This window comes from Methylobacterium sp. J-048, from assembly GCF_022829515.1.
Taxonomy (GTDB): Bacteria; Pseudomonadota; Alphaproteobacteria; order Rhizobiales; family Beijerinckiaceae; genus Methylobacterium.
Genome location: NZ_JAKSYL010000134.1, coordinates 83,745 through 104,050 on the forward strand (window position 1 = coordinate 83,745; position 20,306 = coordinate 104,050).

General features: G+C 69.4%; 17 protein-coding genes. 15 read left to right on the forward strand and 2 right to left on the reverse strand.

Features of this window, described 5'->3' with window-relative positions:
- Positions 1–7: 7 nt before the first annotated feature.
- The 7 genes from MKL09_RS12515 (at position 8) to MKL09_RS12545 (ending at position 8,728) form a co-directional block, all read left to right on the forward strand.
- Complete coding sequence (locus MKL09_RS12515) at positions 8–1,069, forward strand: lactonase family protein (RefSeq protein WP_244020512.1); 1,062 nt, start codon at positions 8–10, stop codon at positions 1,067–1,069.
- A 40-nt stretch (positions 1,070–1,109) separates the two neighbouring features.
- Positions 1,110–2,405 carry an MFS transporter gene (locus MKL09_RS12520; RefSeq protein ID WP_244020513.1) on the forward strand — a complete coding sequence of 432 codons (1,296 nt, stop codon included), beginning with the start codon at positions 1,110–1,112 and terminating at the stop codon, positions 2,403–2,405.
- 16 nt (positions 2,406–2,421) lie between these two features.
- Entirely contained in the window at positions 2,422–3,261 is an 840-nt protein-coding gene (locus MKL09_RS12525; protein ID WP_244020514.1) for an NAD-dependent epimerase/dehydratase family protein, read from the forward strand.
- Complete coding sequence (locus MKL09_RS12530; RefSeq protein WP_244020515.1) at positions 3,258–3,992, forward strand: molybdate ABC transporter substrate-binding protein; 735 nt, start codon at positions 3,258–3,260, stop codon at positions 3,990–3,992. The genes MKL09_RS12525 and MKL09_RS12530 overlap by 4 nt, the downstream gene beginning before the upstream one ends.
- 142 nt (positions 3,993–4,134) lie before the next feature.
- On the forward strand, positions 4,135–5,460 hold the full coding sequence (locus MKL09_RS12535) for an MFS transporter (protein ID WP_244020516.1): 1,326 nt from the start codon (positions 4,135–4,137) through the stop codon (positions 5,458–5,460).
- Positions 5,461–5,591: 131 nt separating this feature from the next.
- Positions 5,592–7,223, forward strand: coding sequence for an ABC1 kinase family protein (locus MKL09_RS12540; RefSeq protein WP_244020518.1), 1,632 nt, complete (start codon positions 5,592–5,594; stop codon positions 7,221–7,223).
- Between the two features lie 257 nt (positions 7,224–7,480).
- On the forward strand, positions 7,481–8,728 hold the full coding sequence (locus tag MKL09_RS12545) for a sensor histidine kinase (RefSeq protein WP_244020520.1): 1,248 nt from the start codon (positions 7,481–7,483) through the stop codon (positions 8,726–8,728).
- Between the two features lie 3 nt (positions 8,729–8,731).
- On the opposite strand, the gene MKL09_RS12550 is transcribed toward MKL09_RS12545, so the two are convergent.
- Positions 8,732–9,073 (reverse strand): Hpt domain-containing protein, encoded by a 342-nt coding sequence (locus MKL09_RS12550; protein WP_244020521.1) that lies wholly within the window; start codon positions 9,071–9,073, stop codon positions 8,732–8,734.
- A gap of 168 nt (positions 9,074–9,241) precedes the next feature.
- Here MKL09_RS12550 and MKL09_RS12555 point away from each other — a divergent pair, with 168 nt between their 5' ends.
- The 7 genes from MKL09_RS12555 (at position 9,242) to MKL09_RS12585 (ending at position 18,454) form a co-directional block, all read left to right on the forward strand.
- Positions 9,242–10,705, forward strand: a complete 1,464-nt coding sequence (locus MKL09_RS12555; RefSeq protein ID WP_244020523.1) for a sensor histidine kinase — start codon at positions 9,242–9,244, stop codon at positions 10,703–10,705.
- Entirely contained in the window at positions 10,690–12,099 is a 1,410-nt protein-coding gene (locus MKL09_RS12560; protein WP_244020524.1) for a sigma-54-dependent transcriptional regulator, read from the forward strand. The genes MKL09_RS12555 and MKL09_RS12560 overlap by 16 nt, the downstream gene beginning before the upstream one ends.
- 146 nt (positions 12,100–12,245) lie before the next feature.
- Positions 12,246–13,571 (forward strand): MFS transporter, encoded by a 1,326-nt coding sequence (locus tag MKL09_RS12565; RefSeq protein WP_244020525.1) that lies wholly within the window; start codon positions 12,246–12,248, stop codon positions 13,569–13,571.
- A gap of 26 nt (positions 13,572–13,597) precedes the next feature.
- Entirely contained in the window at positions 13,598–14,935 is a 1,338-nt protein-coding gene (locus MKL09_RS12570) for a metallophosphoesterase family protein (protein ID WP_244020526.1), read from the forward strand.
- Positions 14,936–14,969: 34 nt separating this feature from the next.
- Positions 14,970–16,238 carry an arsenic transporter gene (locus MKL09_RS12575; protein ID WP_244020527.1) on the forward strand — a complete coding sequence of 423 codons (1,269 nt, stop codon included), beginning with the start codon at positions 14,970–14,972 and terminating at the stop codon, positions 16,236–16,238.
- Between the two features lie 73 nt (positions 16,239–16,311).
- Complete coding sequence (locus tag MKL09_RS12580; protein WP_244020528.1) at positions 16,312–17,250, forward strand: DMT family transporter; 939 nt, start codon at positions 16,312–16,314, stop codon at positions 17,248–17,250.
- Between the two features lie 184 nt (positions 17,251–17,434).
- Entirely contained in the window at positions 17,435–18,454 is a 1,020-nt protein-coding gene (locus tag MKL09_RS12585; RefSeq protein ID WP_244020529.1) for an acyltransferase family protein, read from the forward strand.
- 98 nt (positions 18,455–18,552) lie between these two features.
- Here MKL09_RS12585 and MKL09_RS12590 read toward each other — a convergent pair whose 3' ends face one another.
- Positions 18,553–18,768 (reverse strand): hypothetical protein, encoded by a 216-nt coding sequence (locus MKL09_RS12590; RefSeq protein WP_244020530.1) that lies wholly within the window; start codon positions 18,766–18,768, stop codon positions 18,553–18,555.
- 169 nt (positions 18,769–18,937) lie between these two features.
- Here MKL09_RS12590 and MKL09_RS12595 point away from each other — a divergent pair, with 169 nt between their 5' ends.
- Complete coding sequence (locus MKL09_RS12595; protein ID WP_244020532.1) at positions 18,938–20,059, forward strand: type II asparaginase; 1,122 nt, start codon at positions 18,938–18,940, stop codon at positions 20,057–20,059.
- The last annotated feature ends 247 nt before the right edge of the window (positions 20,060–20,306 follow it).

The following is a 20,306-nucleotide window of genomic DNA, read 5'->3' on the forward strand; positions in this document are numbered from 1 at the left end:
GACCGGCATGACCGACGACGCGCCCCGCCCGCCCTTCGGCCTCGCCTTCGTCGGCTGCTTCACCACCGCGCGACGCCGGGCAAGGGGCCAGGGCGTCGACATCTACCGGGTCGGGGCCGGGCTCGCGGGCTGGACGCATCTCAACCGGGTGGACGGGCTGGACAATCCGTCCTTCCTGGTGACCGATCCCAGGCGCGCCGTGCTCTACACCGTCCAGGGTGACGGCGCGGCGGCCACCGCATTCGCGGTGACGCCGGACGGTTCCCTGCGCAACCTCGGCAGCGCGGAGACCGGCGGCACCAACAGCGTCCACCAGGCGATCGATCCGAGCGGTCGGTTCCTGATCGTGGCCAATTACGCCAGCGGCTCGGTGGCGATGATGCCGCTCCGCCCCGATGGCGGGCTGGAACCGGCCGTGCAGGCGCTGCCGATGCCGGGCGAGCCCGGCCCGCATCGGACCGAGCAGGCCGGCGCCCACCCGCACCATGTCGTCCTGTCGCCGGACGGCCGCCATATCCTCGTGCCCGACAAGGGCCTTGACCGCGTCTTCGTCCTCCGGCTCGTCGGCGACCGCCTGGAAATCGTCTCCGAGGCCGCTCTGCGGCCGGGCGCCGGGCCGCGCCACATCGCGTTCCATCCCGGCGGGACCATCGCCTTCCTGGTCAACGAGCTGGAATCCACGGTTGCGACCTGCCGGTGGGATGCGGAAGCCGGGACGCTCACGCCGCTCCACCTCGCCCCGACGCTGCCGCCGAACTTCTTCGGCGCCAGCACCGCGGCGGCGATCGTGGTCACGCCCTGCGGACGCTTCGTCTACGCCTCGAACCGCGGCCAGGACGGGATCGCGCGCTTCCGCGTGGACGGCCACCGCCTCGAACCGGCTGGCTGGACGCCATCGGGCGGGCGGGACCCGCGCTTCATGACGCTGGCGCCGGACGGAGGCCACCTGCTGGTCGCCAACGAGCAGGGCGACAGCCTGGTCGAATTCGCCATCGACCCGGGCAGCGGCGACCTCACCCAGACAGGCTCACGCCGGAGCCCGAGCCCGTGCACGATCGCGTTCCTGTAAAAATACAAAACAAAAACATGATGATCCTGGAGGAAGCCCGATGTTTGCCAAACGATACAGGTTCCTGATCGCGACGCTGCTCTTCATCGCCGGGATCATCAACTACATGGACCGCGCCGCGCTCGGCGTGGCCGCGCCCTTCGTCAAGCAGGATCTTAACCTGTCGCCGTCCGAGCTGGGGGTGATCTTCAGCACGTTCTTCTTCGGCTACGCCCTGTTCGCCTTCGTGGGCGGCCAGCTCGCCGACCGCTACGGCCCGCGCAGCGTCTACACCTGGGCGGCGACCGCCTGGTCGGTCCTGTGCATGCTCACCGGCGCGGTGACCGGCTTCACCCAGATGTTCGTGGTCCGCGCCCTGTTCGGCTTCGCCGAGGGGCCGATGAACTCGACCACGAACCGGACCATCACCACGTGGTTTCCCCGCGAGGAGACCGCGCGGACGATCGGCTTCACCTTCTCGGGCCAGACCGTGGGGAGCGCCATCGCGGCGCCCGTCGTCGGCCTGCTGGCGATCCAGTACGGCTGGCGGGTGGCCTTCGTCGCCATCGGCGCCGTCGGCCTGCTCTGGGTGGTGGCGTGGCGGATCCTGATGACCGACCGCCCACGGGACAATGCCCGGGTGTCGGCGGAAGAGATCGAACTCGTCGAGCGCAGCCGGGCCGTGTCCCACCTCGCCGCCTCCGACCACGAGCGGTCGTTGCGCGGCTACCTGTTCCTGCCGAGCACGCTGTCGCTGGGGCTCGGCATGTTCGCCGTGAACTACACCCTGTACATCTTCCTCTCGTGGCTCCCGAGCTACCTCACCGATGCCCTGCACATGCCGGTGCAGCAGATGGCGTTCGTGGCCTCGATCCCCTGGGCCTGCGGCTTCGTCGGCTATGTCGGCGGCGGCATCGTCGCAGACCTGCTGTACAAGCGCATGGACGACAAGCTGGCGGCCCGGAAGATCACCACGATCGTACCGCTCGCCATCGCGGGCGTCGCGCTGATCACCGTCAACGCCGCCCCGAACGCCGCGGTGGCAGTCTCGCTGATCGCGCTGGCGGTGCTGATGCTGACGAGCTCGGTGCAATCCTGCTGGGCGACCATCCACGAGCTGGTGCCGGAGGCGCGGGTCGGCGGGGTCAGCGGCTTCATCCACCTGCTGAGCAACATTTCGGGCATCATCGGGCCGACCGCCACGGGATTCGCCGTGCAGTATCTCGGCGGCTACGCCAGCGCCTTCGTCATCGCCGCCCTGATCGCCGCGGCCGGCGTCGTCGCGATGGCGATCTTCGTGAGGCGCCCGCACAGCCCGCAGGCGGCCCCGCCCCTCAACGCGGTGAAGACCGCCTGATCCCGGAGCGAACCCGATGAGCGCCCCAACCGACACGATCCCGCAAAAGCCCGTCCTGCTCACCGGTGCCTCCGGCGCCCTCGGGCGGGTGCTGACGAAGGCGCTCGGCGCGCAGGGCTGGACACTGCGCCTGACCGACCGGGTACCCTTCCCCGACCCGTTGCCGGAGGGCGCACGCTTCCAGCTCGCCGACGTGGAGGACGGCCCGGCGATCCTGCGGCTGGCGGAAGGCTGCGGCACGATCCTGCATTTCGGCGGGATCTCGGTGGAGCATCCGTTCGAGACCGTGATCGGCCCGAACATCCGCGGGCTCTACCACGCCTACGAGGCGGCCCGGCGGGAGGGCGCCCGGATGGTGTTCGCATCCTCGAACCACGCAATCGGGTTCCATGAACGCAGCGAAGTCCTGGACGACGACTGCGCGCTCGCTCCCGATGGCTATTACGGCCTGTCCAAGGCCTACGGCGAGCTGATGGGCGGCCTGTACCGGGACAAGCATGGCGTGGAGAGCGTGTTCCTGCGCATCGGCTCCTGCTTCCCGGAGCCGACCGACGCCCGGATGCTGGCCACTTGGCTGTCCTACCCCGACATGACCCGCCTGGTCAGCCGCGCCACCCTGGCCCGGAGCCTCGGGCCGAAGGGATCGGTGGTGATCTGGGGCGCCTCGAACAACAGCCGGATGACCTGGTGGCGCCGGGACGACCGCGACGCGATCGGCTGGGCGCCGCAGGACAGCGCCGATTCCTACGCGCCGGCGCTGGAGGGCAAGACCAGCGGCAACCCGGTGATCGAGCGCTACCAGGGCGGCGGCTTCACCGCCCTCGACTATTCCCGTGCCGAGCCGACCGCCCGGTGATCGCAGCATCCGAGACGATGGGAACCGGCATGGCGGACGAGCAGCGCGCGACGAACCTGAAATGCGCCCTGGTGGTGCGGGGCGCCTTCGACGCCCATGTCGTCCCCGCCTTCGCGGCGGCGGGCGGCCGGGCGGCGATCGACTGGGCGCCCACCGCGGTGATCATGAAGGCGCTGGAGGCTGGCGAGACCGCCGATGCGGTGTTCGTGCTCTCCGACGCCATGGACCGGTTGATCGCCGCCGATAAGATCGAGCCCGAGACCCGGATCGACGTGGTGCGCTCCCGCTACGGCATCGCCGTGAAGGCCGGGGCGGCGCATCCCGATATCGGCAGCGTCGAGGCGCTCAAGCGCACGCTGGTCGAGGCCCGCTCCGTCGCCTACTCGCGCACCGGCGCCAGCGGGATCTACTTCGCCGGCCTGCTGCCGCGGCTGGGCCTCGAAGACGCGGTCAACGCCCGGGCGACGATCATCCCGCAGGGTTTTACGGCGGAGAAGCTGGTCTCGGGCGAGGCCGACATCGCGGTCCAGCAGATCAGCGAACTGATGGTGGTGCCGGGCATCGCGGTGGTCGGGCCGTTCCCGGAGCCGGTGCAAGAGGTCACGACCTTCGCAGCCGCGATCCTGCGCGGCGCGTCTGACCGTGAGGGCGCCCTTCGCTTCCTGGCCGGGCTGACCACGCCGGAGGCGGCGGAGGCCTACCGCGCCAGCGGTCTCGAGCCCGCTTTCTAAGAAGGCCCGGGACGCCTCCACCGTCCTCGCGAGCGCAGCGAAGCGAACCAGGGACACGCATCGTTCGCGGCTCGCGCGCTGCACCGGGTCGCTTCGCTCGCGATGACGGCCAGCAAAAAACAACCCCAAAAGCGAGGACACCATGGTCGCCAGCGAACAGGACCGGATCGTCCGGCAGGTGTTCTTCAGGCTGATGCCGCTGCTCTTCATCGGCTACGTCATGGCCTATATCGACCGGATCAATGTCGGCTTCGCGGCCCTGCGGATGAACGCCGATCTCGGCATCGGCCCGGCGGTGTTCGGGCTCGGCGCAGGGATCTTCTTCATCGGCTATTTCATCTTCGAGGTGCCGAGCAACCTGATCCTCGAGAAGGTCGGCGCACGGCGCTGGATCGCCCGGATCATGATCACCTGGGGCCTGCTCTCGGCCGCCATGGTATTCGTGCAGGGCGCGACCAGCTTCCTGATCCTGCGCTTCCTGCTCGGCGCGGCCGAGGCCGGGTTCTACCCGGGGGTGATCCTGTATCTGACCTACTGGTTTCCGAAGGCGTATCGCGCCCGCATCTTCGGCGCCTTCGCGGTCGGCATCCCGGTCTCGCTCGCGATCGGCGCCCCGCTCTCGACCACGATCATGCAGCTCGACGGGGCCATGGGCCTCAAAGGCTGGCAATGGCTGTTCCTGCTGGAGGGCATCCCGACGACCCTGTTCGGCTTCGTGTTCCTCGCCCTGATCCCGGACCGGCCCAAGGACGCGCTGTGGCTCGCCCCCGCCGACCGCACCGCCCTGCAGACCCTGATCGATTCCGAGCAGAGCAGCGTTGCCGGCACCCACGGGACCAGCCTGCGGGCGGCCCTCTCGGACCCGCGGCTGATCGCCCTGTCGTTCATCTATTTCGCCAACACCGGTGCCAATCTCGGCCTGGCGTTCTTCCTGCCGCAGATCCTGAAGAGCACCGGCCTGTCGGACATGCAGACCGGCCTGATGACCGCCGTCCCCTACGTCTTCGGCGTCGTCGGCGGCCTAACCGTCGGCTGGATCTCCGATCGCTACGACGACCGTCGGATCACCCTGGCGGCAGCGCTCGGCCTCACGGCGACCGGGCTGGCGCTCGCCGGTCTCGCCACGGGCTCGCTCTGGGCGGTGGCGTTCATGGCGCTTGCCGCCGCCGGGCTCTACGGCGCCAAGGCGCCGTTCTGGGCGCTGCCCTCCGTGTTCCTGAGCGGCAGCGCGGCGGCGGGTGGGATCGCGCTGATCAACTGCATCGGCAATCTCGGCGGCTTCGTCGCCCCCTCGATGGTCGGCTGGATCCGTGAGACCACCGGCAGCTTCGAGGCCGGCTTGTACTTCCTGGCCGCGCTCGCGCTCTCGGCCGTGGTGGTGACGCTGCTCGTGGTCAATGCCCGCTTCGGGGATGCGCGGCGGCCTGCGGTCGCTGTGCCCCTGCCGACGGCAGCGCCGCGAACGTAACACCCGTACGCTGGCGCCCTCGGCGGCCCTATTGTCGCCGTCAGGGGTGTCCCGGACTTCGCGACCGCAAAAAAGTCCTTATGCTCGTGCTGTCCGGACGCCCAATCGTGTCCGAACGGATCGCCCCCTTCATGCTGAAGACAGCCTTCGTTGCCGCCCGCGACCGTCAGAGGCTGTCGGAGATCGCGTCGATCCTGATCGGCTTCGGCGTCACCCGCGTCGTGGACCGCCTCGGGCTGCGCTACCTGCCGCTGCTGCCGCGCCGCCGTCCCCGGGTCGACGTCACCCGGCTGTCCGAGCCCGAGCGCATGCGCCGGGCGATCGAGGCCTTGGGCCCGACCTTTATCAAGTTCGGGCAGGTGCTCGCGAGCCGGCCGGACCTGCTGTCGCCGGCCTGGACGGAGGAGTTGCAGAAGCTCCACAGCCAGGTCGTGCCGGTGCCGTGGGAGCAGATCGGCCCGCAATTGGAGGAGGATATCGGCGCCCCGCCCAACGAGGTGTTCGCCGAATTCGACATGAACCCGATCGCCTCCGCGTCGATCGCGCAGGTCTACCGGGCGCGACTGCACTCCGGCGAGGACGTCATCGTCAAGGTGCTGCGGCCGAACCTGCGCAAGATCATCGAGGCGGATCTGCGCCTGATGGCACACGGCGCCCGCATCGTCGAGAACGAGTGGCCGGACATGGCCCGCTACCAGCCGCGCGAGCAGATGCGCCATCTGGCCGACGGCCTGAACGGCGAGCTCGACCTGCTCAACGAGGCGCGCAACTGCGAATTGCTGGCGCAGATCTTCCAGGATCGCGACGACATCGTGTTCCCGAAGATCCACTGGGAATATTGCTCCGAGCGGGTGCTGGTCCAGGACTTCATCCACGGCATCCCGCCCAACGACGAGGCGGCGCTCCGCGCGGCCGGCCTCGACAAGAAGCTGCTGGCCCAGAAGGGCACCGACGCCTTCCTGCAGATGGCCCTGATCGAGGGCGTGTTCCACGCCGATCCGCATCCCGGCAACATGCTGGCGATGCCGGGCAACCGCATCGGCTTCATCGATTTCGGCATCATCGGCCGGCTGTCGCAGCGGCGGCGCTCGCAACTGCTGGTGCTGATCGGCGCCATGCTCAAGCAGGATGCTGACGGCCTGATGGCCGTGCTGCTCGATTGGACCGGCACCAGCAACCCGGACCTGACCAAGCTTCAGGTCTCGGCCACGTCCTTCGTGGAGAGCCATTCCTCGATCCCGCTCAATCTCGGGCTGGTGCTCACCGACTTCATGAACATGGCCCGCGAGAACGACCTCGCGATGCCCACCGACCTGGCGATCCTGTTCAAGGGTCTGGTCACCGCCGACGGCGTGATGCGCCACCTCGATCCGGACTTCGACCTGTTTGCGGCCGCCGGCCCGACGGTCAAGGCGAGCATGCAGACGCAGTTCTCGCTCGGCGCCCTCAAGCAGAAGGCCGAGGCTCTGGGCGTCGGCCTCTACGGCGCCGCCTCCGAGCTGCCGACCCTGATCCACCTGATGCTGGTGCGGCTCAAGCAGGGCCGCGTCACCGTCGAGATCGAGATCAAGGGCCTCGACAAGGTCACCCGGGGCATCGAGCGGGCCGCCGCCCGGGTCGCGGTCGCCCTGGTGGTGGCAGCCTTCGCCACCCAGCTGGCACCCCGCCTGATCGACCTCGGCACGCCGGTCTTCGTCTCGATCGGCCTGGTGATCTTCATCCTCGGCGTCGGCTGGCTGGTGCTGCTGATGCGAAACAAGTGACGTATTTCGTATTCGTCCGGACCGGCCTTTCTAGTTGGCGGGCGCTGACGAATACACAGTTCGTTTGATTATCAGAAATTGCATGTTAGCGTGACGGACCCTTCGAATCGCGAGACCGCGAGCGGAGCACGCCACCAGAAGCGGTTCGATCCGCCGGCGTCTCCGAGCCTCGACATCGCGTCGCCGCGCCTCGTGTTCGGTGGGTCTTCCACGGCGCACGCGCCGCGGGGGTAGACGCTGACACAGGGGGGCGGGCGATGGATGCGGGCCTCGTGTTGCCGCGGGCGGACGGGACGGACCGGCGCCTCGCCGCGCTCGAAGCGGAGAACATGCGCCTGCGGGCCCTGCTGATGCAGGCGACCGGTCAGGCGGATTCGGAACGGCAGCGCAGCCGGCGGCTCGGCCGCATCATCGAGGCCGCGAGCCGCGTGGAGGCCGGGCGCCTCGGCCGCGGGCCGTTTCAAGCCACGGGACCGCACGCGCTGGATCGGCATGAATCCGGCCGCATCGAGACGTGGTCCACGCCGTCCTGGGCCGGTGAGCTGACCGCTCCCGGAATGCTTCAGGTCGCCGCCGACGTGCTGGAAGTGCTCGATCGCGACGGACACCTGATCACCGCGGGCGAGAACGGTCCGGCCAGCCTCAGCGGCCGGGACCCTGCGGACACGATCGGGCGCCCGTGGATCGACGTCTGGACCCGCGCGGAGGACCGGGCCGCGGTCGCAGCAGCGCTCGGCAAGGCGCGGCTCGGCGGGACGAGCCGCTTCCAAGCCAAGCTCGAGACTGGCCGGTCGGTGACATGGTGGGATATCGCGGTGACGCCGGTCGGCGGCCGGCACGGCCACCCCGAGCGGATCCTGGCGGCGTCCCGGGACATCACCGAGCTGAAGCTCACCGAGGCACGCCAGACTCTGCTGATGCAAGAACTGTCCCATCGGATGAAGAACACCCTGGCCATGGTCCAGGCGGTGGCCGCGCAGACCCTGCGCAACGCCGGCTCGCTGGAGGCCGCGGGCGAGGCGCTCGCCGCCCGGCTGCTGGCGCTCGCCCAGGCCCATGACGTGCTGCTGCAAGGCTCGTTCGCGGCGGCCTCCCTGGTCGGGCTGGTCGAAGGCGCGGTCTCGCTCCACGGCGATGGGGTTTCGGGCCGGTTCCGGGTCGAGGGCGCCGACCTCACGCTCGGCCCGCGCCACGGCATGGTCCTGGCGCTGATGCTGCACGAACTCGGCACCAACGCCGCCAAGTACGGCGCGCTCTCCGTCCCCTCCGGACATGTGGTGATCACCTGGTCCGTTGCGGGCGCCGGCGACGGTGCCGCTCTGCGGTTCCGCTGGGAGGAGATCGGCGGACCGCCGGTCAGCCCGCCGACCCGCACCGGGTTCGGGACGCGCCTGATCGCCCGCAGCCTCGCCCACAGCTTCGGCGGGACAGCGCAGCTGAACTACCCGCCCACCGGTGCGGTGCTGACCTTCGAGGCGCCGCTGGCTGCCGTGACGGCTGGCTGAGGTCTACCGGGCCGCTTGCGTATCTTCGCGTAGATCGCGCAGGGCCGCGACGGTCCGGTCGCGCAGGCTTCGAAGAACCGCGAGCCGCGCCGTGACGTCGCCGCCGAGCTTCGCGGATTGTTCGAAGTCCCGACAGGCCTGCGACAGGTCTGCGCAGCCCAGCATGCCCGACATCGACACAAGGGTATGCGCCTCTCGCGCGTAGTCGGCCTCCGCCCGGTCCGCGCCATCGAAGGCCGTGGTGAGGCTGGTGGTGAAGCGGTCGAGCAGGCGGGCGAGCTTCTCGGTGCCGATGACACCTGCAAGTTCGTCGAGCGCTGCCCGGTCGACGAGGGACTGTGACACGATCCGTCTCCGGCAGCGGATTTGCAGAACGATCCGACAGAAGCGCGCAATCGCCGCGCGGTCCAGCGGCCGATTCCGATCCCGATGGACTCTGCCACCGTTTCCACAGCCTGCCCACCCGGATATCCGCTTAGTCCGGGGCGCTCAGCCCCCGGAGGAACCTGATCCGTGACGGCCTACAGCCTGCGCGCCCGGCTGCTCGCCCTGTGGGTCCTGCTGCTGGCCTCGGCGGCGGCCACCGCCTACCTGATGTTCGGCTTCTACAGCCAGTCGACAACGGTCCAGGTCGCCCAGGCCGAGGTCGCGGTCGGGCGAGCCTGCCGGGAGATCATCGACCGCTACGCCGCCCTGGCGCGGCGCAGCAAGGGCGGCGTCGCGCGCGCCGAGCTCGGCCCCACCGTCGGTGCCGCACTCGACCTCTATCCGGGCATCGAGGGCGGGGTCTGGAGCGCCGCGGACGGGCCGGTGGCCTACGCCTACCCGACCTACGAGGGCACCGGGCCGAAGACCGACCTCCCCGAGGCCGAGCGCGACAGCATCGCGGGCGTGAACGCCCAGGCCCTGCGGGTCGACCACGCCGTGTCGGTCCGCCGGCCGAGCCGCACGCAGGTGCTGCTGGTCCAGGGCTGCCCCCTGCACGGGCCTGAAGCAGGGCTCACCGCCTGGACCATGGGCCGCGCCCACGTCAACGACGGCCCGGCCTATACGCGCTTCCTGGCGGGCCTCGGGTTCCTGGCCGTGACGGTGCTGGGCTCGGCGGCGTTCCTCGGGTGGTTCCTGTACGGGTTCTCGGGCCGGATCGCCCGGCTCGAAACCGCCCTGGCGGCGCCGCGGCCGGACGGCGAAGACCTGCCGCATCTCGACCCCACGGGCGAGCGCGAACTCGACCGCCTGGTCGAAACCCTCAACGCCGCGGGCGGACGCCTGCGGGAGGCCCGGGCCCGGATGGTCGCTGCCGAGCGCCTGGCCGCCGTCGGCCGGCTCGCGGCCAGCATCGCCCACGAGATCCGCAACCCGATCGCGGCGATGCGGCTGAAGGCCGAGAACGCCCTGGTCAGCGGCGATCCGGGCCGCGCCACGGTGGCGCTGGAAAGCGTGCTCGGCCAGATCGCCCGCGTCGATCACCTGCTGCGCGACCTCCTCAACCTGACGCAGGCCCGCACCCTCACCCGTATCCCAACCGACATCGTCGCCCTGCTCGGCGATTGCGCGCGCCTGCACGAGGATCTGGCGAGCGCGCGCGGCGTGCGGATCGCGATCGAAGCCGACGCGCTGCCGGGCGCGGACCGCCCGCAGATCGACGGCGCCCAGATCGCCCGCGCCCTCGACAACCTGCTGCTCAACGCCCTCCAGCACACGCAAGCGGGGGGCCGGGTCCGTCTCGGCGCCGCGCGAGTGACCGTCGACGGCGCGGTGCGCCTGCACCTGCAGGTGGCTGACACCGGCCCCGGGATCGCCCCGGCGGTCCGCCCCGGCCTGTTCGAGCCGTTCATGACCGGCCGGCCGGACGGGACCGGGCTCGGCCTCGCGATTGTGCGCGAGATCGCGCTGGCGCATCGCGGTACGGTCGGGCTGATCGACGATGCGCCCGAGACCACTTTCGTGCTGGACCTGCCATGGCGACCATCCTGATCGTCGACGACGATTCCGCCCTGGGCGAGGGGCTTGCCGAGACCGTGACCGATCTCGGCCATACGCCGTTGCCGGCCGCTTCCGGCGTGGAGGCCCTGGCACGCCTGCGCGAGGGTCCGGTGGCCGCGATACTGCTCGACCTGCGCATGCCCGGCGACCTCGACGGCATGGCGACCCTGGCGCGGATCTGCGCCCTGCCGGACCGGCCGCCGGTGACGGTGCTCACCGCCTATGCGAGCCCGGCCAACACGATCGAGGCGATGCGCCTCGGGGCCCATGACCACCTGACCAAGCCGGTCGGCCGTGCCGACCTCGCCGCAGTCCTCAATGCGATGCTGTCGACCGCGAAGCCGTATCCCGGGGACCGAGATCCCGAAATCGGCCTGATCGGCTCGAGTGTCGGCATGCGCCGGGTCCAGAAGACCATCGGGCTCGTGGCCGACACCGACTCCACCGTGCTGATCCAGGGCGAGACCGGCACCGGCAAGGAGGAGGTGGCCCGGGCCCTGCACGCTTATTCCGCCCGCCGGGCGCGGCCGTTCGTGCCGGTCAACTGCGCGGCGATCCCGCCCGACCTTCTGGAGAGCGAGCTGTTCGGGCATGTCCGTGGCGCCTTCACGGGGGCGGTCGGCGACCGGGCCGGCGCCTTCCACCAAGCCGAGGGGGGCACGCTGTTCCTCGACGAGATCGGCGACATGCCCCCACCGATGCAGGCCAAGATCCTGCGGGTGATCCAGGACCGCCTGGTGACACCGCTCGGCGGCCGGTCGACCCGGGTCGATGTCCGCCTGATCGCCGCAACCCACCGCGACCTGCCGGCCCTGGTGGCCGGCGGCTTGTTCCGCGCCGACCTGTATTACCGGCTCAACGTCGTGCCGATCCTGCTGCCGCCTCTGCGCGAGCGGCTCGCCGACATCGTGCCCTTGGCGGAGCATTTCCTCGGGCCCTCGGGCAAGCGGCTCAGCGCTGGGGCTGCCTCTAGGCTGCTGGCCTATGGCTGGCCGGGCAATGTCCGCGAGCTGCGCAACGTCATCGAGCGCGCCGCGGTGCTGGTGCGCTGCGGCGTGATCGCACCCGACGCCATCGACCTGCCGACCGAGCGGCCCGCCTCACCGCGCGAAGAGGACGGCGTCACGCTCGACCTGCCAGCGGATTGGTTGGCGGGCGACCTGCCCGGCGCCGTGGCCCGGCTGGAGCGGACCATGATCGCCGCCGCGCTTCATGAGGCCGACGGAAACCGGGCTCGGGCCGCCCGCCGCCTCGGGATCCAGCGCCAGCTCCTCTACGCCAAGATCGAGCGCTACGGCTTGGCCGTCCCCGGGGCGGATCTGTCCGCAGAAGCGACGGTCGATGTCGTAAATCCCGACGCATCGGTCGATTCAGAGGGTGGGTAAACCACTCACCCGCCTGGGAATTGCGCCGGTGTATGCGTTCTTGAACAATTCCAGGGAACCGATGGATTGAGCCGGCGTCAAGCTCGTCGTGTGCTGGCCCGGATCGGGTTCGGCCGCGACGACATGTGTGCGGGGGCCCGGGCAAGATGGACAGGACCGACAGCGGGGCGGCGGCGCGCGGCGCGACCGTCCGGACGCCCTCCACCAAAGCCCTGCGCGGCCTCGACGCCCTCAACTTTTTCCTGGCCGACGTGCGCGACGGCCTCGGGCCGTATCTCGCGATCTACCTGATCGCCGTCCGGGGACCGGACCAGGGCTGGAACGAGGCCACCACCGGCTTGGTGATGACCGTCGCCGGCATCCTCGGCCTGGTCGCGCAGACGCCGGCCGGCGCGCTCATCGACGCCACCAACCACAAGCGCGCCGTGGTGATCGGCGGCGCCATCGCGGTGACGGTGAGCTGCCTGATCCTGCCGTTCATCTCGAATTTCTATCTTGTGACGGCGACGCAGTCGATCGCCCACGTCGCCGGCACGATCTTCCAGCCGGCGCTGGCCGCCATCACGCTGGGTGTCGTCGGCCCAAAGATGTTCGCCAAGCGGATCGGCCGCAACGAGGGCTTCAACCATGCCGGCAACGCCGCCTCGGCGGCGATCGCCGGCGGCCTGGCCTATTTCTTCGGGCCGATCGTGGTGTTCTGGCTGATGGGCGTGCTGGCCGCGCTCTCGATCGGCGCGATGCTGATGGTCCCGGCCGATTCCATCGACGACGACCTCGCCCGGGGCATGACCGAGGCGGAGGCCAAGGCGGACGAACAACCGTCCGGCCTGGCCACGCTGCTGCAGAACAAGCCGCTGATGCTGTTCGCGGTGCTCTGCGCGATCTTCCACCTGTCCAACGCCGCGATGCTGACCTCGGTTGGCCAGCTGCTGACGCATCTCTCCGGCAAGGACCACGCGACGTCGCTGATCGCCGTGTGCATCGTCGCGGCGCAATGCGTGATGGTGCCGGTGGCGATCTTCGTCGGCGCCCGCGCCGACATCATCGGGCGCAAGCCGATCTTTCTGGCGGCCTTCGGCGTGCTGGCGCTGCGCGGCGTGCTCTACACCCTATCGGACAACCCGTTCTGGCTGGTGGGCGTCCAGCTCCTCGACGGCGTCGGGGCCGGCATCTACGGCGCCCTGTTCCCGATCGTCGTGGCCGACCTGACCCGGGGTGGCGGGCGGTTCAACGCGGCGCAGGGCGCGGTCGCCACCGCCCAGGGGGTCGGTGCCTCGGTGAGCGCCACGCTGGCCGGGCTGATCATCGTGTCGGCGGGGTATTCGACCGCCTTCCTATCACTGGCGGCGATCGCCGGGCTCGGCTTCGTCCTCTACCTGACGCTGATGCCCGAGACCCGGGACGGGGAGGCCGCGACCGGCACTCCGGATAGCGGCTCCGGTTTGCCCCCAGCCCTGCCGGCGAGCGCTTGACCCGCGCCGAAGACGGAATCGCCCCGATGTCCGAGACCGAACCCCACGCCGCGCCACTGCGCGGGCCGCTCGTCTTTCTGCATGTCGGCGATCTGCACCTGCAAGACGCGAAAGCCCAGAATGTCATCGACCTGAACGCGATCCTCGACCAGATCGCGACGATCGCCCCGCAGAACCTGTTCGACTTCGTCTACCTGCCGGGCGATCTGGCGGAAAACGGCTACGCTTCGGAATACCACATTCTGAAGGACGCACTGGACCGGCACAAGAAGCTGCCGTTGCGGCTGATCCCCGGCGATCATGATCGCCAGCACGGCCGGATGGATGATTTCCACGCTTTCGCGGCGAGCCTGGGCGGCCGGCTGCCGAAGCCGAAGATCTGGAAATTGGATCAGCCACCCGTCGACAATCCGCATCCGCCGCCCGCCACATGCCCGGATCTTCGCCCGGAGACCTGGCCGGTCCTGCCGATCCCGCATTACTGCGATGGCAAGGATATCCAGGGCGTCCGCTGCCTGTTCGTCGACATGGTCAGCCCCGGCTTCGGCCGGAAAGGCATCGGCCTCGATTTCCGGCTTGGCGGACCTCAGACGCAATGGCTGGACGAACAGCTCACGGGTGCACGCGCCGACAAAATTCCCTGCGCCGTGTTCATGCACGCCTACCCGGACGACCTGCGCGAGCCGGATGACCGCCTCGATATCGCCGGCCTATTTTGGGCACACCGTGTCCGCCTCGTGGAGATGGGCCACACCCATTACAACGAGCTGGCTCCGGACGGCCGAACCCTCTACGCGGCCGCGCGCTCCGTGGGGCAGAACGAGGACGGCTCGGTCGGCTACGCGGTGGCGGCGATCGACGGGCCGGTGACGAGCTGGCGCTTCCGCGCGCTGGACCGGACCGCGCCGTTCGTGCTGATCACCAGCCCGGCGGACCGGCGCGTCGCCACGCGGCCGACCACGCCCGAGAACTGCGGCATGGATCTCGACGCCGAGGGACGGATCACCGTCCGGGCGGTCGTGCTGTCCGACGCGCCGCCGCGCTACGTCCATTGCCGCGTCGATACCGGCCCCTGGGTCCTGATGGAGCGGGATCCGGATTCGCGCTGCTACGAGGCCGCCCTGCTGTGGGAAGGGAATGGGCGCAGCATCCAGGTCGAGGCGGTGCACGAATGCTGGCCCGGCCACGGTCCGGACTACGTCGACACCGACGTGATCGAACCGGTGATCGCCTTTTCGGACAGCGCGGCGTTGCCGCCGATGCCGCAAAAACCTGGTAGCGACGCGGGCCGGATCCAATCCTGGGTCGGCAAGGGCGTGCGCGGCGACCAGCTCGGGCCCAACCGCTACGGCCGCAAGTGGTGATCGTCACCACGACTCCGGGGGGAGATATCTGATCGTGTTCGCTGGACTGACCGTGACACCGAATCTGGCGACCTGGGGCATCGCCGCGCTCGCCACCCTGGGCGTGATTGTGCGCCCGTTCTCATGGCCGGAGGCGATCTGGGCGGTGCTCGGCGCCGCGCTGCTGGTCGTGCTCGGGCTCCTGCCCTGGCAGGTCGCCCTCGACGGCGTCTCCAAGGGCACCGACGTCTACCTGTTCCTCGTCGGCATGATGCTGCTCGCCGAGATCGCCCGGAAGGAAGGGCTGTTCGACTGGCTGGCCGGCCTCGCCGTGCGCGCCGCCAAGGGCTCGCCGACCCGGCTGTTCCTGCTGATCTACATCGTCGGCACCGTCGTGACGGTGTTCCTCTCCAACGACGCCTGCGCGGTGGTGCTGACCCCGGCGGTCTACGCCGCCGCCAAGGCCGCCGACGCCGAGCCCCTGCCCTACCTGTTCATCTGCGCGTTCATCGCCAACGCGGCGAGCTTCGTGCTGCCGATCTCGAACCCGGCCAACCTGGTGGTGTTCGCCACCGACATGCCGCCGCTGGGCCAGTGGCTCGCCACCTTCGCGCTGCCGTCTCTGCTGGCGATCGTCGCCACCTATGCGGTGCTGCGGCTGACCCAGAACGCCCGGCTCAAAGGTCAGACCATCAAGACCGAAGTCGAGACACCGAGCCTGGGGATGGGCGGCAAGGTCGCCGGACTCGGCATCATCGCCACCGCGGGCGCGCTGATTGGGGCCTCGGCCGCCGGCATCGAGCTCGGCCTGCCGACCTTCGTGGCCGGCCTCGCCACGACCCTGCTGGTGGTGGCGTTGAACCGCGGCGGCCTGGTCGAGGTGGTCAAGGACGTGTCCTGGGCGGTGCTGCCGCTGGTTGCCGGCCTGTTCGTGCTGGTCGAGGCCCTGGAGAAGACCGGCGTGCTCACCCTGCTGGCCAATACGCTGAAGGGCTACGCGCAGGCCGACCCCGCCGCCACCGCCTGGGCCGGCGGCGCGCTGATCGCCTTCGGCACCAACCTCGTGAACAACCTCCCGGCGGGGCTGCTCGCCGGTGCCGCGGTCCAGGCCGCGGAGGTCTCGCACAAGGTCGCAGGCGCGATCCTGATCGGCGTCGATCTCGGGCCGAACCTGTCGGTCACCGGCTCACTCGCCACGATCCTGTGGCTCACGGCAATCCGTCGCGAGGGCGAGGACGTGTCGGCCTGGCAGTTCCTCAAGCTCGGGCTGCTGGTGATGCCGCCCGCCCTCGTTCTCGCGCTCGGAGCCCTGCTGCTCGTCTGAGAGCGCAGTCTCCGGTCGCCGGGACGACGCTACCCCAAACTGCCTCGCCCTTTCACGCCTGGAGACCACACCTTTGAACGCCGCTCTGCTCTATCCCTTCATCCTGGTCGCCGGTGCCCTTCAGGCGTTGGGCAATTCCATGAATGCGCGTCTGCGCGACGCGCTGGTCAATCCGTGGCTAGCGGCGACCTACTCGTTCACGCCGATCGTGATCGTGTTCACGATCCTGTTCTTCACCATGCCGACCCCGCTGCCGACGCTGCAGACCCTGGGCTCGATGCCCTGGTACGCGCCGCTCGGCGGCGTCGCCGGCGCCGTGGCGGTGTTCGGCGGCCTCGCCTTCGTGGACAAGGTCGGGGCCGGCCCGTTCAACGGCCTGACCATCACGGCCAACATCCTGACCTCGCTGGCGCTCGACAGCCTCGGGCTGTTCGGCCTCAAGGCCGGGGGCTTCAAGGCGATGCCGTGGCTCGGCGGCCTGCTGATGGTGGTCGGCATCGTGTTCATTGCCCGCGCAACCGGCCCCAAATCGGAAGAAGAGAAGGCCGATTCGAGCAAGGGCGGCCTGATGGCCCGGCTGCTCTACCCGTTCATCCTGGTCGCGGGCTCGCTCCAGGCGGTTGGCGTGGTGCTCAACGCGCAGCTGCGCGGCGCCCTGGTGAACCCCTGGCTCGCCGCCACCGTGTCGTTCATCCCGGTGGCGCTCGTCTTCCTGTTCGTGTTCCTCGTCCGCCCAACGCCGCTGCCGGCTCGGGCGGACGTGGCCCGGGTGCCGTGGTGGGGCGCGCTCGGCGGCATCGCCGGGGCGGTGGCGGTGTTCGCCGGCCTGCTGTTCGTCGACAAGGTCGGGGCCGGCGCGTTCAACGGCCTCTTGATCACTGCGAACCTGTTCACCTCCATCGCCATCGACCATTTCGGCTGGCTCGGCATGAAACGTGTCCGCGCCGGGATCGGCCGGCTGATCGGCGGCCTGCTGATGGCGGCTGGGATCGTGCTGATCTCGGTGTTTTGATCCACCGGCAAACCTGAAGGTATCACTGCGCGGCGCGCCCTCGGGCTGAGGGAAGTGCCCGCCGATCTACGCCTTTGGAGATTCCGGATGGGGCCGTGCGTCTGTCCTACACCTTAATGCCATCTCGGCGCCGCAGGGGAGCCCGGCCCAGGAGTCGCGCAACGTCAAGTTCGACAGGCGCCCCATGCCCCCCCGTCACCTTCCCGTGCTCGATGGTTGGCGCGGGTGCGCGATCCTGCTGGTGCTCGTCGGCCATTTCGGGACCACCCACGGGATTAATCTCGGCCGCTTCGGGGTGGAGCTGTTCTTCGTCCTGAGCGGCCGGTTGATGGCCGAAATCCTGTTCGTGCGCGACGCCCCGCTGAAGACGTTCTTCGTCCGCCGCGCGTCGCGCATCTATCCGGCGCTGACTTGCTTTGTGCTAGCGATGAGCGTTCTCGCCCTTGCCTCGCGGCATGACAGCCAGATCGTCGGCTGCCTCGCGGCACTGACGCTGACCTACAATTACTACCACCTGTGGTTCGCGGAGGTACCCAATGTCGACCACATCTGGTCGCTCTGCGTCGAGGAGCATAGCTACATCCTGCTCGGCCTGACCGCGCTCGCTTGGCGTCGGTTCGGCTTCCCGCTGCTGCCGGTCATCACCGCGCTGGCGGCCCTGGCCTGCCTGAACGGCGTGGTCTCGACCGCGATCGGCGGCGGCTATACGGACGTGTACTGGCGCAGCGATGTCCGGGGCGCGTCGATCCTGCTCGGGGCGGCGGCCTATCTGAAGTTCGTCCGCAACGACCCGATGCGCCAGAAGCCGTCCTGGCGACCCGCGTTCTTGCTGTTGGCCGGCCTGCTGCTGAACGTCGACCTCGTGCCCGATCCGATCAAGTACAGCCTCGGCACCGCGCTTTTGGCCGCGGCGGTCGCGTCGATCTCCATCGCCCCGGCCATGATGCGCGAGGGCCTGACTTCGACGCCGCTCCTGCTGTTCGGGGCCTGGTCGTATTCGATCTACCTGTGGCAGCAGCCGTTCTACGTGTTGCACGAGGCGATCGGCGGACGCCTCAGCAAGGCCCTGGTCATGCCGGCGATCGCCCTGGGGATCGCCAGCCTGTTCCTGATCGAGCGGCCGACGCGCGGCTACCTGAACCGCCTGTTCGACCGGGCGGCGGGGCGGGGCGGCGATGCGGTGAAGTCGTACGCGACCTCCTGAGGCGCGCGTGAGACGGATTCACGGCGACGCGCGTCCGCGCAGCGTACGGACCAATCCGAGATTGCCGAACGCAGCATCGCAGTCTGAAATCGCGCCGTCTAAACGGCTGCGGCCATCTGCGGCGCGGCGCCCAGCATCCCGCCCGCGGGCTCCGGCGGGGCCTTGCGCGAGACGTAGTAGAGGTCGACCGCGCGCCAGAACGCGGTCTGCTCCTCGACCGACCGGCGGGCCAGGGCCGATTCGAGGATCGCCATGGCGGCACGCGCGGGCTCGCTTCGATCGAGTTCGTCGAGCAGGCCGGCAAGATGCAGCATGGGGGTCTACCTCCGAACGAACGGCGTCACAGGGCAACGCCTAAGCTTACGAAAAGGATCCGGTCGCCAGCGGAGTCCCTGCACGAAACTTGCCTCCCGCCGGGCGGGGTCTACGATCCCTGCCCGCGAGCCCGACTCGCGACCCACCTTCAGATCTCAAGGATCCCCGATGATCTCCTGCCGAAGCGGCGCGGCCCATGCCCTGCGCGGAGCGACCCTGGCCCTGGTCCTGGCCGGCACGCTCGGGGCGACTCCGCTCCGCGCCCGCGAGATGACGGATGCCAGCAACGCGGCGGCGGTGAAGAAGCCGAACGTCGTCATCCTGGCCACCGGCGGCACGATCGCCGGTGCGGGTGCCGACGCGGCCAACAGCGCCACCTACACGGCCGCCAAGGTGCCGGTGGACAAGCTGCTCGCGGCCGTGCCGCAGGTCAGCACCATCGCCAACGTGCGCGGCGAGCAGGTCTTCCAGATCGCCTCCGAGAGCTTCACCGACGCGCAGCTGGTCCAGCTCGCCAAGCGGGTGTCCGCCCTCTTGAAGCAGGACGACGTAGACGGCGTGGTCGTCACCCACGGCACCGACACCCTGGAGGAGACGTCGTTCTTCCTCGATCTCGTGGTGAAGAGCGACAAGCCGATTGTGGTCGTCGGCTCGATGCGGCCGGGCACGGCGATCTCGGCCGACGGCGCCCTCAACCTGCTCGACGCCGTGACGGTGGCGGCCAGCAAGGAGGCGATCGGCAAGGGCGTCACCGTCACGATGAACGACACGATCCAGTCGGGCCGCGACGTGAACAAGCGGACCAACGTCGTCCCGAGCGCCTTCTACAGCCAGTGGGGGCCGCTCGGCATGGTGATCGAGGGCAAGACCTATTTCGTCCGCTCCCTGGCGAAGCGGCACAACACGACTTCCGAGTTCGATATCGATACGATCGACAGCCTGCCGCTGGTCGGCATCGTCTACGGCTCCGGCAATATGATCCCCGGCGTCTACGATGCCGAGGTCCAGGCCGGCGCCAAGGCGATCGTCAACGGCGGCACCGGCAACGGCTCGGTGCCCGGCTACCTCGTGGACAAGCTCAAGGACATCCGCTCGAAGGGCACGATCGTGATCCGCTCCTCGCGGGTGCCGGACGGCCTCGTCCTGCGCAACGCCGAGCAGCCCGACGACACCTACGACTGGGTGGTCGCCCACGATCTCAACCCCGCCAAGGCCAAGATTCTGGCTGCCGTGGCGCTGACCAAGACCCAGGACACCAAGGAGTTGCAGCGGATCTTTTGGGAGTATTGAGAACGTCTCTTTTTCGAGACTCCAACTCTCGACCTCATCCTGAGGCGGCGGCGCGTAGCGTCGCCCTCGAAGGAGCCCTCCAGCCTGCTACGCGCTCCCTGGAGCCCTCCTTCGAGGCTCGCTGCGCTCGCACCTCAGCGACTGTGTTGGGCGTCAAGCGGTTTGCCATGGTTTCTGATCCCGGATCATGGCGTTGAGGATGGTGAGGAGCTTTCGGGCGACGGCGATGACGGCGACCATCTTTGGC